The organism is Blastococcus sp. CT_GayMR16 (assembly GCF_004570875.1).
Lineage (GTDB): Bacteria > Actinomycetota > Actinomycetes > Mycobacteriales > Geodermatophilaceae > Blastococcus_B.
The window spans coordinates 38,455-52,481 of sequence record NZ_SPQK01000013.1 but is presented as its reverse complement, the minus strand read 5'-3'; the positions used below and the strand labels follow the sequence as shown (position 1 = coordinate 52,481).

Genomic DNA, 14,027 nt, shown 5'->3' with positions numbered 1-14,027 from the left:
GGCTCACGCCGAGCATGCACGGCGGGAGGGGGACTGGGGTCCGGTTACTAGGCTCCCGAGCGTGACCTCGGCCCTCGTCCCGCTGGACCTCACCGATCCCGCCGTGGTCGCCGACCCCTACCCCGCGTTCGCCCGGGCGCGAGCCGTCGCGCCGGTGCAGTGGCACGAGGGCCTGGGTCTCTGGCTGGCGTTCACGCACGCGGAGTCGAACGCCGTCCTGCGGGACCGGCGCCTGGGCCGGATCTGGAAGGACAAGGAGCCCGAGAGCCGGTTCGAGAGCTTCAACCTGATCCACCGCAACGCGATCCTGGAGATGGAGCCCCCGCACCACACCCGGCTGCGGCGGCTGATCAGCACGGCGTTCGCCCGCGGGCACGTCGAGCGGCTCCGGCCGTGGGTCGAGGAGCTGGCCGGCCGGCTCGTCGACGACCTGGTGGAACGGTCGGCCGGAACCGAACCGGTCGACCTGCTCACCGGGATGGCCGACCAGCTGCCGGTCGCCGTCATCGCCGAGCTGCTCGGGGTGCCCGAGGCCGACCGCCCGCTGCTGCGCCCGTGGTCCAACGCGATCGTGAAGATGTACGAGTACGACCGCACGCAGCAGCGGGAGGACGATGCCGAGCGCGCGGCCGACGAGTTCGTCGCCTACCTGCGGGGGCTGGCCGCCGAGCGCCGCGCGAACCCCGGCGACGACCTGGTCAGCCACCTGGTCACCGTCCGGGACGCCGACGGAGACAAGCTGACCGAGGACGAGCTCGTCACCACCTGCATCCTGCTGCTCAACGCCGGCCACGAGGCGACGGTCAACGTCACCGGGAACGGCACGCTCGCCCTGCTGCGCAACCCCGACCAGCTGCGGCGGCTGCGCGAGGACCGGACCCTGCTGCCGACGGCGATCGAGGAGCTCATGCGGTTCGACTCCCCGCTGCAGCTGTTCGAGCGCACCGCCACCGAGGACGTCGAGATGGGTGGGATCACCGTCGAGCAGGGGCAGAAGATCGCCGCGCTCCTGGGCTCGGCCAACCACGACCCGGCCGTGTTCCAGGTGCCGGGGACCCTCGACGTCGGCCGCGCCGAGAACCCGCACATCTCCTTCGGCGCCGGCGTCCACTTCTGCATCGGGGCACCGCTGGCCCGCGTCGAGCTCCAGGCGTCCTTCGGCGCGCTGCTCGACCGGACGACGTCGCTCGAGCTCGGAGGGGAGCCCGTGCGACGTCCGGAGTTCGTGCTCCGCGGCCTCGGCGATCTGCCCGTGTTGCTCGCCGCCTGACCGAGACGGGTCAGCCCGCGGCCTCAGAGCCCCTTGGCGCGCAGCCACTCCAGGATCGAGGCCGCGACCTCCGGCCAGCCGCTGTCGACGGTGAGGGAGTGGCCACGTCCCTCGAACTGGCGCAGTTCCGTGACCGCGGACGAGTGGCGGTACTGCTTGAGGGTCGACCGGGTGCTCACGTCGGGCACGGTGTGGTCGGCGGTCCCGGAGACCAGCAGCAGCGGACCGCGGCTCTCGTTCGCCGTGTCCACGGCGGCCTGGGAGTGGGGCTGCAGGTTCGCCGTCGCGGCCTGGAACAGCGGGCGGGCCGGCGCCGGGACCACCCACCGGTCGAACAGCGCGTCGGACTCCTCCGGGGTGAGTGCGTTGCCGAAGCCGAAGCGGAACTGCTCGCGCGTGAGGGAGACCGAGCGGTGCAGGTTGGCGGGGTTGGCGAGGGCGGGCAGCGCTGACCGCAGCTGGGCCAGCGGCAGGGCGAGGACGCCCTTGATCTGCGCGGGATCGATCGCGACGGCGGCCACGCCGATGCCCTGGCCGAGCAGCTTCTCGGCGACCAGACCGCCGAAGGAGTGGCCGATGACGATCGGGGCGGCGTCGAGGTCGTCGATGATCTTGGTGAAGTGCGCGACGGCGTCGTCGATGCTCGTGTTCGCGACAGCGTCCGGCTCGGACCGAGCCGCCTCGACGGTCGCCGGCTCGTTCGGCCAGCCCGGGGCGATGGGGTCGTAGCCGGCGTCGCGGAACAGCTCGAGCCAGGGGTTCCAGCTGGTGGCGTGCAACCACAGCCCGTGGACGAAGACGACGGGGGTGGGGGATGCGCTCATGACGGATCCGATCTGCGGGAGGGGCGGAGGACCGCTGCGGGTGCAGCAGGGACTGGGACGGGGGACACGGACCGATCGGTCTCCTCGGGGATGCCGCCGGACGGCGGGGACTGGCCGGGCAGGATCGGTGTCTGCTCGAGGACGTAGAAGCCGTTCACCGCGGCGTAGAAGATGAGCATCGCGACGGGGGAGAAGACCCCGATCACGACTGCCAGCGGGTAGAGCACGGTGCCGAGGCCGAAGCGCGCGATGCCCTGCCGGGCCTCCCGGGCGCCCACCGGGTGCTTGAGCAGACCGCGGCGGACCAGGTGGGCGAGCATCAGCGTGAAACTGACCCCCATGCCCTCGTTCGACAGGCCGTAGAGGAGCACGGCCACCCGGGTGTCGGCGTCCCCGCTGCGGAGGTAGGCCGCGAGCGTCGCAGTGGTGAAGGGGATGGTGGCGACCCACAGCAGCAGAACGAGGTTCTGGAACATGAAACTGCGGTCGATGTGGGCCGCCAGCGCAAGAACGGCGTGATGGTTGACCCAGATGACGCCGATGACGAAGAAGCTCAGCGCGTAGGCGGCGAACGACGGCCACTCGCCGGCCAGCTGGGTGGCGAGGCCACGCGGGCTGTCCGCGTCGACGTGCAGGTCGAGGACCAGCAGCGTGATGGCGACGGCGAAGACCCCGTCACTGAAGGCCTCCAGTCGGCCGGTGCCCATCGCCGTCGGCTTCCGCCAGGTCCGCGGCTCAGGCGAACTGGGGATAGATCGCGGTCACGCCGCGGCCCAGGCCCGCTTGCACCGCGCGGGTGCCCTCGTCGGCCAGGATCTCCAGCTGCCCGGCCGCCAGCCCGTCGAGGGCGAGCGACGCGACGACCGCAGGGTCGCTCTTCGGCCCGTCGACGGACCGGGCCATGTCCGTGTCCATGAAGCCGACGTGCAGAGCGCTGACCTGGGTGTGCTGACCGGCCATTTCCTGGCGCAGCCCGTTGGTCAGCGACCACGCGGCGGACTTTGCCGCGGAGTAGCCGGTGTAGCCGGGAAAGGTGACCCAGGACAGCACCGAGAGAACGTTGAGAACGGCGCTGGTCTCGTGCGCCGCCAGCTGCGGTGCGAAGGCGCGGATCACGTCGAGCGGGCCGAAGTAGTGGGTGGCCATCTCGAGCTCGATATCGGAGCGGTCGCCGTCGAGGAGGGAGACGCCCGTGAAGGAGCCGGCGTTGTTGATGAGCAGTGAGACGCCCTGCGCCTGCTCGGCCGCTGCGGTGATCGAGAGCCGGTCGGTGACGTCGAGGCGGACGGGGATCACCCCGGGCAGGTCGACCGACCCGGGGTCGCGGGCGCCGGCGTAGACGGTCGCCCCCCGGGCGAGGAGCTGCTGGGCGAAGTGCCGGCCCAGTCCGCGGTTGGCGCCGGTGACCAGTGCGGTGCGGCCTGCGATGTCCATGTCGGTTCCGATCCGCGTGGCTGAGTTGGTACGGCCAACTTAGGCCTCCTGGATAGGAGAGCACAACCTAGTTCCGCTGCGGGCGCAGAGTCGGCCGGAGCCGACCCGGAGACAGCTGGATGGGGACGGACAACTCAGCTAGCATGGGCCGGTGACGGACGAGCGGTTGGCGCAGTCGAGCTGCTCGGTCGCCCGGAGCCTGGGGGTGCTGGGCGAGCGCTGGACGATCCTGATCCTGCGTGAGGCGCTCTCGGGGACCACCCGGTTCGCCGACTTCCGAACCGCCCTCGGCGTCGCCGCCGACGTGCTCAGCGACCGGCTGGCCACCCTGGTCGACGCCGGCGTGATGGTCCGCGAGCCCTACCAGGAGCCGGGCAGCCGATCCCGCTTCGCCTACCACCTGACCGACGCCGGTCGGGAATTGGAGTTGGTGCTCGGCTCACTGCAGCAGTGGGGCGACCGGTACCTGCCGCGGCCGGAGGGGCCCACCGTGGAGCGCCGCGCGGTCCCCACCGACCGCCTGGTGCACGTCGCATTCGTCGACGACGAGGGCTGCGAGGTTCCCCCTGCCGAGGTGGCGGCGGTGCGGACCGCCGCGTACCCGGTGGTCGTGCCCTCGTCCTGACCCCGCCTGCGCTGGGTGCGGGGCAACGCAGAGGTGGACGAGGCGTCGCCCTCACGCCCGGTCAACAATCCCTCCGGCGCTGCCGAGGAGTGCGCTGACGGCCGAGCGGGAGGCGACATGGACGAGCGGGACGACGAGCCCGGTCTCTTCGGCCTCGATGGCCGGCGGGACCCGGTCGACGGCCCCGACGTCACGGAACCCCGGCCCGGACGGCGACGGTGGCTGCCGATCGGCGCCGGACTCGGCGCGGCGGCCGTGGCCGTCGCACTGGTCGTGGCCGCGACCGGCGGAGAGCCGTCCGACGCGGACGAAGCCCCCGCCGCAGCGACGCCGACGACGGCGACCGCTCCGCGCACGACGGAACCACCGGTGGCCACCACCGCGACCCCGGCTGCCAGCACCGTCCCGGCGGCCGTACTGGTCCAGGAACGGGCCGAGCTCGCCGAGACGGCAGCACTGCTCGACTCCGCCGTGACGCTGAGCTCCCCGGCCCAGTGGGACCAGTGGCTCCCCGCCGGCAAGCCGTACCCGGGCGAGAGCACCGAGGAGGAGATGGCTACCTGCCCGCGGCTCGCCGCCGGGCTGAGTGCGGCGCTCGGCGTCCAGATGAGCTACTGGATCGGGACCCTGCCCGGGGCGGGCGGCTGCACGTGGGTCCCCATCCCGCTCCAGTATGGCCCGGACCCCTACAACTACGCCTACGTCCTGAGGGTGGCCTACGTCGCCGACGGCACGACGATCGAGAGCTGGCGCCACCAGTTCTACGAGCACCAGGGCGCCATCTGCCCGGATGTCGACGTGCCCGCGGTCGCACCTGGAGCCGTGCTGTTGCGATGCGCGAACGACAACACGAGCTACACGCTCGCCCTCCCCGACCAGCGACGGGACGGCGTCTGGTTCCTGTCGGCCGACACCCGGAGCAATGCCGCGCATCCCGCGTCGTACGCACTCACCACGCTCGTCGACGGCGTGGCCGCGGCCTACGGCTGACCCTCCGCGCGAATCGTGACCTGGGCGTGACCTGACACCTGTTGGCTGTCGCCCGGCCGACACGGGGGTGAGCACGGATGACGGGACCGCATCCCGGCGAGGAGCCGCGCGCGCAATCGGGCCGACCACCGGGTGGGCGCGTCGAACCGACTCCTCCGCACACGCCTGCCCCGGCCCCCGCGCGCCCCGGGCCGGTCCGGCGGCGGGCCACGGCTGTGTGGAGGCGCATCCGGGAGATCTGGGGCCGCCGGCGCCTCCGGATCATCGGCACGCTGCTCGTCGTCTGCGGGCTGTTCGCCGGGGGCTTCGCGAGCGGCTGGTCCGCGCACACGCTGGCGGGCGTACCTGCCGCGGCGGACACCACGGTCGAGCTCGTCGCCGCGCCCCCGGACGACGCCGCGGAGAAGGTGCTCGTGCCCGACGTGCGCGGACTCCTCCTGACCGACGCCCGCCAGGCGGTCGTGGATGCGGGCACACCGGTCGACGGCATCTCGGTGGTCGAAGGACCCTCCGCCCTCCCCGCCGGAACCGTGACCGCCCAGGACCCGATCGGCGGCTCCCGGGGCACCGGGACCGTGACCCTGACCGTCGCGGTGGCCGGCACGATGCCGGCGCTGGTGGGCATCCCGGCCACGGAGGCAGCTCAGACGCTGCTCGACCTCGGGGTGCGGGCCGTCCAGAACCAGGTCTACGACCCCGCGGTGTCCGAAGGGACCGTGCTCGCGGTGGACCCCGCCGCCGGGAGCCCGCTGGCCGCGACCGCCACCCTCACCGTGGCCGGCCCCGCCTCGAGCGTTTTCGTGGCCGAGCTCGACCCGCTGGAGTCGGCCTGCAGCAGCGGGGAGATCTCGCTCAACGGGCAGGACCACGAACAATCGGTGTACTGCAGCGTCCGTGAGCGGGAGTCGGTCCAGACCTACCTGCTCGACCGGCAGGCCACTCTGCTCACCGGCGTCCTCGGCATCACCGACCGCAGCGATCCGGGCACGTCGGCGACCGTACGGATCGTCGCCGACGGGGTGACGGTCTTCGAGGGTGCCGCCGCCTACGGCGCGAGCACCCCCTTCGAGGCGCGGGTCGCCGGCGCGCTGCGCGTCGAGATCCGGTTCTCGGGCACGGTCGGCGAGCGCAGCGGCGAAGTCGGTTTCGGGGACCTCCGGGCAGTCGGCGGGCCCGACGGCATCGACGCCCTGGCGGCGGGGTGAGGCGCCGGCTCCAGCGGCTGGCAGCCGTCGCTGCCGCCACCTTGGTCTGCCTGGTCCTGCCGGGCGGGGCGGTCGGCCCGTCGACAGCCGCGCCAGGTGATCCCGCCGACCCTGCCGCGGAGGTGGCCGGCGGGAATCCCATCCTGTTGGTCCTGGACACGTCCGGGTCCATGGGGGAGGACGACGGCACCGGCACGATCAAGATCGAGGGTGCCAAGAACGCGCTGCTCAATCTGCTCGCCCGCCTGCCCCTGGACACCCATATCGGGATGCGCACCTACCCGGCCGCGAGCGGCGGCTGCGACTCCGGCTCCATCGACATCGGCCTGGCTCGACGGGACCCCGGGGACATGTCGGCCTCCATCCGGGCCGTCACCGCCGACGGAGACACCCCCACCGCCGAGGCGCTGGCCGCCGCGGCCGAGGACATCAAGAGCCGTGGGTACTCCCAGGGGACGATCGTTCTGGTCAGCGACGGGGAGCACACCTGCGACGACCCGTGCGAGGTGGCGCGCTCCATTCGCGACCAGGGCATCGGGCTGACCGTCGACACCGTGGGTTTCCGGATCGATGATGCCGGCGCCCAGGAGCTGCAGTGCATCTCCGGAGCCACGGGCGGGACCTACACCCCGGTTGACGACTCCGCCGCCCTCGGTGACCGGCTTGCCGCGCTCCAGGCGCCGCGCCTGGAGCTCGACGCCCCCGATGTCCCCAGCTTCTCCCCGCTGAGCGAGGGGGTTCTGGGCATGACGGCGACAGTGCGGAACACGTCCGGCGTCGATGCGCGGAACGTCCGGCTCGCCCTCACTTACCACCCCTCGAGCAGTGGCGGCGCCCCGACAGTGCTCACGCCGCTGCGACTCCTGGGCAACCTGGAGGCCGGCGGCAGCCGCACGGTGCGATGGTCGGTCTACCCCTCGACGCAGCGCGCCTCGGGCCAGCTCGACTGGACGGTGACTCTCACGGCGATCGGCGTCCCGGTGCAGGCCCGGGCCGGCGTCACCACGCTGAGCAGCGAGTTCCGGCTCGACACGGTGGGACCGGTGTTCCAGGACGTCGACGACGTCGTCATCCTCGGCGACTCCTACTCCTCCGGCGAGGGCGGCGGCGACTACGGGCCCGGCGGCGCCTGTCACCGCAGCCCGAACGCCTGGGGACGGCAGGCCTTCCCGAAGACCGTTGCCGTGCACAACCTCGCCTGCTCCGGCGCGGTGGTCGCCGACTACTGGGCGAGCGACCAGCAGAAATGGTTGAACCCCTGGGACGACGTGGAGAGCCAGCACGATCAACTGGACGCCCTGAAGCGAAGCGGGGACGTCGACGTCGTTGCCCTGACCATGGGCGGCAACGACATCCAGTTCCCCGATCTGGTCAAGAGCTGCGTCACCACCGCGAACTGCGTCGACAACGCCGTGTGTGACGACCAGGGCTCCTGCCTCACGTGGCGCGAGCACATGGAACTGCTGCTGGCTGGCCTGGGCCCGCAGCTGAGGTTGTTCTACGAGGACGTCGCCCGGGTGGCCGGCACCGACGTCGTCGTCCTGCCCTATCCCGACCTGTTGCCCAACACCAGCCGGGGAAGATTCACGTGCACGGCCGGACTGCCGGGATTCAGCCCCGACGAGCAGACCTTCGGGCGGTGGGTGCAGGACGAGCTGCACCGGCAGATCAGCGCGGCGGTCCGCGACGTCGCCGCCAAGGGTCTCCCGGTGCACCTGGCCCGTGACGTCCGCACTGCACTCCAGCCGAACCACACGATCTGCGACCGGGACCCCTGGGTCGTCCAGGTGACCGACCGGGACATCTTGAGTCCCGAGCGTGTCCACCCGGACCCCGACGGCTACCGCGCGATGGCAGGCGCCCTCGTCCGCTGGTCGGCGTCCCCGGCCGCTCCGCAGAAGGCGACCCGCGGGAAGGGCGAGACGTCGTCCCTGCTCGTCCGTACCGCCGAAGGCCTCGGCCAACTGCTGGCGCCGGCACCGATCCCGGTCGATACGAGCCAGCCGGGGAACACCCTGCAGGCACGCCCGGGCGTCCCCCTGCAGATCACGAGCGGAGGCCACCTCCAGGGCTCGCTCGTGGTGGTCGGCGTCCAGAGCACTCCGCAGGCGCTGGGCTCCGCCTGGGCCGATGCGGACGGGCGGGTCACGGTCGATGTCCAGCTGCCGGAGAACCTGCCGGACGGCGAGCACACGCTGTGGACCTCCGGCCTCGACCCCGACGGTCAGCTCTCCATCGACACACAGCAGCTCGACGTCGGCGGCAGTGCGCCGTGGTGGCCCACGGCGGCGCTGTCGCTGACCTGCCTGCTGCTCGCCGCATCCGGGTGGCTGCTGTTGCGCGTCGACCGTCGCCGGACCCGTCGGCGCGCCCCGGCGTGACCGCCGACGAGGTGCTGGCCAGGCTGCGCGGGCTCGCCGTCCCGTCCCGGCTCCCGGGCATGGCCCGGTACGGCATCGCCACCGACCACGCCTACGGCGTGACCGTCGGGGAGCTGCGGACCGTGGCGAAGGAGCTCGACCGGGACCACGGCCTGGCCGCCGAACTCTGGGCCAGCGGGGTGCACGAGGCGCGCATCCTCGCCTCGCTCGTCGACGACCCGGCACTCGTCGACGACGAGCAGTTCGAGCGCTGGGCCCTCGAATTCGACTCCTGGGACCTCTGCGACCAGGTCTGCCAGAACCTCCTCCGGTACGCCGCGCCGGCCTGGGCGAAGGCCGCCCAGTGGACGACGAGGCCGGAACTCTTCGTCCGGCGGGCCGGGTTCTCGCTGATGGCGGGCCTGGCAGTCGCCGACAAACGGTCGGACGACGCGCGGTTCGCCGCCCTGCTCGACCCGCTGGCGGCCGGCGCGGACGACGACCGGCCGCTGGTCCGCAAGGGAGCGAGCTGGGCCTTGCGCGCGATCGGCAAGCGGAGCCCCGGCCTCTACCGGCTGGCACTCGACACGGCCGAGCAGCTGCGGGCCGGGAGCACGGGGGCCGGGTGGGTGGGAAGCGACGCAGTGCGCGAGCTCGGAAGCCCGGCGGTCCGGAAGCGTCTCAGGCTGACCGGAGACTCCTCGCCTGGAAGGTGAGCGCCGTCACTGGCAAACTCCGGCCATGCGCGGCCTGATGCAGGACTACCCCCTCACCATCGACTCGATGTTCCGGCACGTCGAACAGCACTACGGCGACGGGACGATCGTCACCAACAACCCCGGCGGCGTCACCCGCACGACCTACGCGGAGTGGGCCGAGCGGACCCGCCGGCTCGGTGGCGTGCTCGACACCCTCGGCATCAGCGCGGACGGCCGGGTCGGCACGTTCGCCTGGAACTCCGCGCGGCACCTGGAGCTCTACTTCGGTGCCCCGTCGACCGGCCGCGTGCTGCACACACTGAACGTGCGGCTCTTCCCCGAGCAGCTCACCTACATCGCCAACCACGCGGAGGACGAGGTCATCTTCGTCGACCGCACGGTGCTGCCCCTGTTGTGGAAGCTCATCGACACGATGACGACGGTCAAGCACGTCGTGGTCATGGACGACGGCGGCGACAACGAGATCCCCGACGACTCCCGCGTGCTCGACTACGAGACGCTGCTCGCCGACGCCGAGCCGGTCGATTTCGGTGTCACGGACGAGAACTCGGCCGCGTACATGTGCTACACGAGCGGCACGACGGGCAACCCCAAGGGCGTCGTCTACTCCCACCGGTCGACGTTCCTGCACACGATGGGCGTGATGCAGCCCAACGCCTTCGGTCTCGGCATCCAAGACGTCGCCATGCCGGTGGTCCCGATGTTCCACGCGAACGCATGGGGCATCGCCCAGGCGGCCCCGGCCGCCGGCGCCTCGCTGGTCATGCCCGGGGCGATGATGCAGCCCGAGGCGCTGGCCAAGCTCATCCTCGACGAGGGCGTCACGTTCACCGCCGGCGTCCCGACCATCTGGCTCGGCATGCTGCCGTACCTCGCGGGCAAGCCGCACAAGCTCCGCGACATCGGCTGTGGCGGTTCCGCGGTGCCCAAGTCGCTGTCGGAGGCCTACCGCGAGCAGGTCGGGCTGCCGATCCTGCAGGCCTGGGGCATGACCGAGACCCACCCGGTCGCCTCGTCGGGCGTCCTGCCGAAGCGCTATGCGGACGCCGACGACGAGACGAAGGCGAACCAGCGGGCGCGCGCCGGCATCCCGTTCCTCGGCGTCGAGGCGCGGATCGTCGACGCCGACACCCTCGAGCCGCAGGCGTGGGACGACAAGGCCACCGGCGAGCTGCAGGTGCGCGGGCCGTGGTGCGCCGCGGACTACTACAACCCCGACGCCGGCGTGCAGCTCACGACCGAGGACGGCTGGATGAAGACCGGCGACGTCGCGGCCATGGACGAGTTCGGTTCCATCCGCATCGCCGACCGCACCAAGGACCTGATCAAGTCCGGCGGCGAGTGGATCAGCTCCGTCGACCTGGAGAACGCGATCATGAGCCACCCGGCGGTGAAGGAGGCCGCCGTCATCGGCATCCCGCACCCGAAGTGGGACGAGCGTCCGCTGGCGTGCGTCGTCCTCAAGGAGGGGCAGACCGCGACCGCGGAGGACATCCTCGAGCACCTCAAGCCGCTGGTCGCCAAGTGGTGGATGCCCGAGGCGGTCGAGTTCATCGACGAGGTGCCGAAGACCAGCGTCGGCAAGTTCTCGAAGAAGGACCTGCGGTCGAAGTTCGCGGAGTACGAGCTCAAGAACTGAGCGTCGGGGGGAGCTCTTGGTGCCGAAGGCTCCCCCCGCCGTCAGCGGGCGATTCCCCGGCGGAGGTCAGGCGCCGAGCACTGCACCGCGAGCAACGAGCGCCACGCCGACCAGGAGAACGAGACTCGCCGTCAGCACGGGGGCCGCGATCGCGACCCGCGTGAGCCATCTGCGTCCGCGCAGGTCGGCCAGGCGACGCTCCATGCGACCGCGCAGCCTGACCAGCAGCAGACCGACAGCGGTGAGGGTGCCCGCCATTCCCAGACCGTAGGCGAGCACCAGAAGGACGCCGAAGACCGTGCGTCCCAGCCCGATCGAGGCCAGCAGGACGATCAGCGCGGACGGGCTGGGCACCAGACCGCCCGCCACGCCCATGCCGATCAGCCCCGCGCGGCCGCGGGCCGGTCCGTGCGTGTGGCCTCCAGCCCACCAACCCTGCCCGTGCGCATGGTCGTGGTGGTGGCCGTGGTCATGGCCGTGCGCATGGTCGTGATGGTGGTCGTGGCCGGCGTGCTCGGGGACGGTGGGGGCGTGCACGGCTCCACCGCTGCCCGCCGCGTGCACCGCGCCCGCCAGCACCGGCTCGGGAAGCACCTCGCTGATCAGCGTCGGAACCCCACGACGTCTCGGCAGCGCCGCGCGCAGCATGAACGCCCCGATGCCGGCGACGAGGAGGCCGCTGCCGACCCCGAGCCAGCGGATCACCTGATCCCCGGCCAGGGTGCTCGACAGCGAGATGGCCAGCCCGAGCACGAGTACGCCCACGGTGTGGGTTGCCGTCACCGTCGCGCCGACGATGATCGCGTCCCGGCTTCGTCCACGGCGGGCAGCCAGGTAGGCGGCCATCACGGTCTTCCCGTGCCCGGGAAGCAGGGCGTGCCCGCAGCCGAGCAGGACGGCGAGCAGGACGGCGAGAGTTCCGACCAGCGGAGTCAAGCCGCGGTCGCCGATCAGGTCCTCCAGCCGTCGGTCCAGGCCGGCGATGAAGTTCGTGAACGGGTCGCCCGAGCCGGGCGTGATCGCCGACCCGGTGCCGGTGTTCTGCCCGGGCTCGGTCGCGACCGTGAACGATCGGACGTCGACCGGAGAGGCCAGCAGGTCTGTCGGGTATTGACGCAGTTCGTCCGAGACGCTCGTGACCGGCACCGGGGAATCGATCAGCCGGACGCCGTCGCCGTCCGCCGTCATCTCCCGCCAGCCCACGCGGTCGGGCAGATACGTGTCACTGACGGCGATCTCGGCGGGGACGTCGAGCTCGGCGTCGGCCTCGAACCGGCAGGTCAACCGCAGAGTGGGCAGTCCGCCGGCACCCGGGATCGTCTCCATCCCGGTGTCCTGCACGGTCCACCCCACCGCCGCGCCGTCGACGGTGACCTGGACGGCGCCGGCGACGTCAGCGCACTCCTCCGCGGCTGCCGACGCGAGCTGGGCGGCCGTCGGTGACCCGTCCGGGGCGACAATCTGCAGCTTCTGCGCGGTCGGTATCTCGGCACGGTCGAGGACGGTCGTCACCTGGACCCGGCCGGGCTGCAGTTGGACATGATCGTAGTGATTGACCGTGAAGTTGCCGAGGGGGTGGGCCTGGGCGACTCCTGGCGCGACCGCCCACAACGCTCCGGCGCCGAGAATGACGGCGAGGAGCCGCCGCCCTCTCACGGACGCCCGCCCAGCGACTCGAGCAGCCCCTCGGCCCGGGGTGCGTGCAGCGGTGAGAAGTCGGGATTGGTGTCCAGGGCCTCGGCCAAGCTCGCCCGCGCCTGGTCGATCTGTCCGACCGCCGCTTCGATCACTCCGCGGTGGTAGAGGAAGAGCGCGCTGGCGCCGCCGAGGGCGGTCGCCTGCTGGGCGTGCGGCAGTGCCTCGGCGTCGCGCCCGGCGCTGTGCAGAGCCCAGGCCATGGCATCGTGGGAGTCGATGTTCTGCCGCCGATCGAACTCGGCCTGGGCCGCGGCTACCGCCACGGCCGGATCGCCGTGATCAGCAGCGAACAGTGCCGTCGAGAGGTCGTCGGTCACGCCGCTCGCCACAAACAGCCGGCGGACGGTCTCGACCAGCGCGAACTGCTGTTCGGCGTCTGCGGCCCGCCCCTGCGACTCCAGGTACGCGCCGAACTCCACGAGGTACTCAGGCAGCGGCTGCGCGTTCACTACCGCCTGGAAGGTTTCGATCGCGGCGGTCTCCTCGCCTCGCGCTGCGAGCACGCGGGCACGGCCCAGCAGCAGGGCTGGGTCGGACGGCCTCGCCTTCAGGCCGGCGGTGTACTGCTCGGCCGCGCCTTCGAGGTCGCCGGTAGCGAACGCTAGAGCCCCGAGGTAGGTGCGGCAGTAGGCCTCGCCCGCGCCACCCTGCGTGATGTCGAGAGCCTGCTCGAGCGCCGAACGGGCCCCGGCCAGGTCTCCATGCAGTTCCGCGTCGTAAGACGCCCGGGTGAACGATGCCAGACCCGGCTTCAGTTCGAGCATCCGCTGAACCGCTTCCGTCGCCCCCGGATAGTCCCCCAACTGGGTGCGCGCATCGGTGAGCACGCCCCACGCGGTGGCGTTGTAGGAGTTGATCGCCAGCGCCCGGGTGGCGAGGTCCGCCGCCGCGGCGAAGTCGTGCCGGGCGTTGGCCAGCGCGCCCTGCCCCGTGAGTGCGGTGTCGTTGCCCTCCGGCCGCCGGATCAGCGACTCCTGGAGGGCGCCATCCGCCTTGTCGTAGAAGGAGGGGTCCGCGGTGACCCGTGCCTGCTCGACGTAGGCGGAGCCCAGCTGCGCCCAGGTGGTGTAGTCGCCCGGAACCTCCTGCAGCCGCTGCTGCGCCACCTCGATGGACGCTGTGAGAGGGTCGACCTCCGCCACCGCCTGCTGCTCCCGAGCCTCGGCGCCCCGGTCCACGAAGACCGTGTAGAAGCCAGCCGCCGAGACCAGCAGGAAGATGACTCCGGCCACCACCGCGCTCACCGCGGTCCGCCTGCGCACG

12 protein-coding genes are annotated in these 14,027 nt (G+C 72.0%); 7 read left to right on the top strand and 5 right to left on the bottom strand.

What is annotated here, in order from left to right; all coding sequences use genetic code 11:
* The first annotated feature begins 61 nt into the window (after positions 1-61).
* Positions 62-1,270 carry a cytochrome P450 gene (locus tag E4P38_RS14565; RefSeq protein WP_135132537.1) on the top strand — a complete coding sequence of 403 codons (1,209 nt, stop codon included), beginning with the start codon at positions 62-64 and terminating at the stop codon, positions 1,268-1,270.
* A 23-nt stretch (positions 1,271-1,293) separates the two neighbouring features.
* On the opposite strand, the gene E4P38_RS14560 is transcribed toward E4P38_RS14565, so the two are convergent.
* From E4P38_RS14560 to E4P38_RS14550, 3 genes are read right to left on the bottom strand one after another with little or no spacing between them, the layout of a single operon-like run.
* Entirely contained in the window at positions 1,294-2,094 is an 801-nt protein-coding gene (locus E4P38_RS14560) for an alpha/beta hydrolase (protein WP_135132536.1), read from the bottom strand.
* Positions 2,091-2,801, bottom strand: a complete 711-nt coding sequence (locus E4P38_RS14555; RefSeq protein ID WP_135132535.1) for a TMEM175 family protein — start codon at positions 2,799-2,801, stop codon at positions 2,091-2,093. Before E4P38_RS14555 ends, E4P38_RS14560 begins: the two co-directional genes overlap by 4 nt.
* A 28-nt stretch (positions 2,802-2,829) precedes the next feature.
* Complete coding sequence (locus tag E4P38_RS14550) at positions 2,830-3,528, bottom strand: SDR family oxidoreductase (RefSeq protein WP_135132534.1); 699 nt, start codon at positions 3,526-3,528, stop codon at positions 2,830-2,832.
* 151 nt (positions 3,529-3,679) lie between these two features.
* Here E4P38_RS14550 and E4P38_RS14545 point away from each other — a divergent pair, with 151 nt between their 5' ends.
* From E4P38_RS14545 to E4P38_RS14520, 6 genes are all read left to right on the top strand, one after another.
* Positions 3,680-4,153 carry a helix-turn-helix domain-containing protein gene (locus E4P38_RS14545; RefSeq protein ID WP_135132533.1) on the top strand — a complete coding sequence of 158 codons (474 nt, stop codon included), beginning with the start codon at positions 3,680-3,682 and terminating at the stop codon, positions 4,151-4,153.
* Between the two features lie 117 nt (positions 4,154-4,270).
* A complete protein-coding gene (locus E4P38_RS14540) occupies positions 4,271-5,143 on the top strand; it encodes a hypothetical protein (protein WP_135132532.1) in 873 nt (290 codons plus the stop codon).
* Positions 5,144-5,358: 215 nt separating this feature from the next.
* Positions 5,359-6,348, top strand: coding sequence for a PASTA domain-containing protein (locus tag E4P38_RS14535; RefSeq protein ID WP_135132531.1), 990 nt, complete (start codon positions 5,359-5,361; stop codon positions 6,346-6,348).
* A complete protein-coding gene (locus E4P38_RS14530; RefSeq protein WP_135132530.1) occupies positions 6,345-8,729 on the top strand; it encodes a GDSL-type esterase/lipase family protein in 2,385 nt (794 codons plus the stop codon). Before E4P38_RS14535 ends, E4P38_RS14530 begins: the two co-directional genes overlap by 4 nt.
* Positions 8,726-9,424 carry a DNA alkylation repair protein gene (locus E4P38_RS14525; RefSeq protein WP_209309114.1) on the top strand — a complete coding sequence of 233 codons (699 nt, stop codon included), beginning with the start codon at positions 8,726-8,728 and terminating at the stop codon, positions 9,422-9,424. The genes E4P38_RS14530 and E4P38_RS14525 overlap by 4 nt, the downstream gene beginning before the upstream one ends.
* A 25-nt stretch (positions 9,425-9,449) precedes the next feature.
* On the top strand, positions 9,450-11,066 hold the full coding sequence (locus E4P38_RS14520) for a long-chain fatty acid--CoA ligase (RefSeq protein ID WP_135132529.1): 1,617 nt from the start codon (positions 9,450-9,452) through the stop codon (positions 11,064-11,066).
* 66 nt (positions 11,067-11,132) lie between these two features.
* On the opposite strand, the gene E4P38_RS14515 is transcribed toward E4P38_RS14520, so the two are convergent.
* Together E4P38_RS14515 and E4P38_RS14510 are read right to left on the bottom strand one after the other, a co-directional pair.
* The gene (locus E4P38_RS14515; RefSeq protein ID WP_135132528.1) at positions 11,133-12,722 is read right to left on the bottom strand and encodes a sulfite exporter TauE/SafE family protein; all 1,590 of its coding nucleotides are present in this window, start codon (positions 12,720-12,722) and stop codon (positions 11,133-11,135) included.
* A complete protein-coding gene (locus E4P38_RS14510) occupies positions 12,719-14,026 on the bottom strand; it encodes a tetratricopeptide repeat protein (RefSeq protein WP_135132527.1) in 1,308 nt (435 codons plus the stop codon). The genes E4P38_RS14515 and E4P38_RS14510 overlap by 4 nt, the downstream gene beginning before the upstream one ends.
* Position 14,027 lies beyond the last annotated feature (1 nt).

Coding starts and splice junctions, on each gene's coding strand:
- E4P38_RS14560 (WP_135132536.1), bottom strand. CDS start 2,094: ATGAGCGCATCCCCCACCCCCGTCGTCTTCGTCCACGGGCTGTGGTTG.
- E4P38_RS14555 (WP_135132535.1), bottom strand. CDS start 2,801: ATGGGCACCGGCCGACTGGAGGCCTTCAGTGACGGGGTCTTCGCCGTC.
- E4P38_RS14550 (WP_135132534.1), bottom strand. CDS start 3,528: ATGGACATCGCAGGCCGCACCGCACTGGTCACCGGCGCCAACCGCGGA.
- E4P38_RS14540 (WP_135132532.1), top strand. CDS start 4,271: ATGGACGAGCGGGACGACGAGCCCGGTCTCTTCGGCCTCGATGGCCGG.
- E4P38_RS14520 (WP_135132529.1), top strand. CDS start 9,450: ATGCGCGGCCTGATGCAGGACTACCCCCTCACCATCGACTCGATGTTC.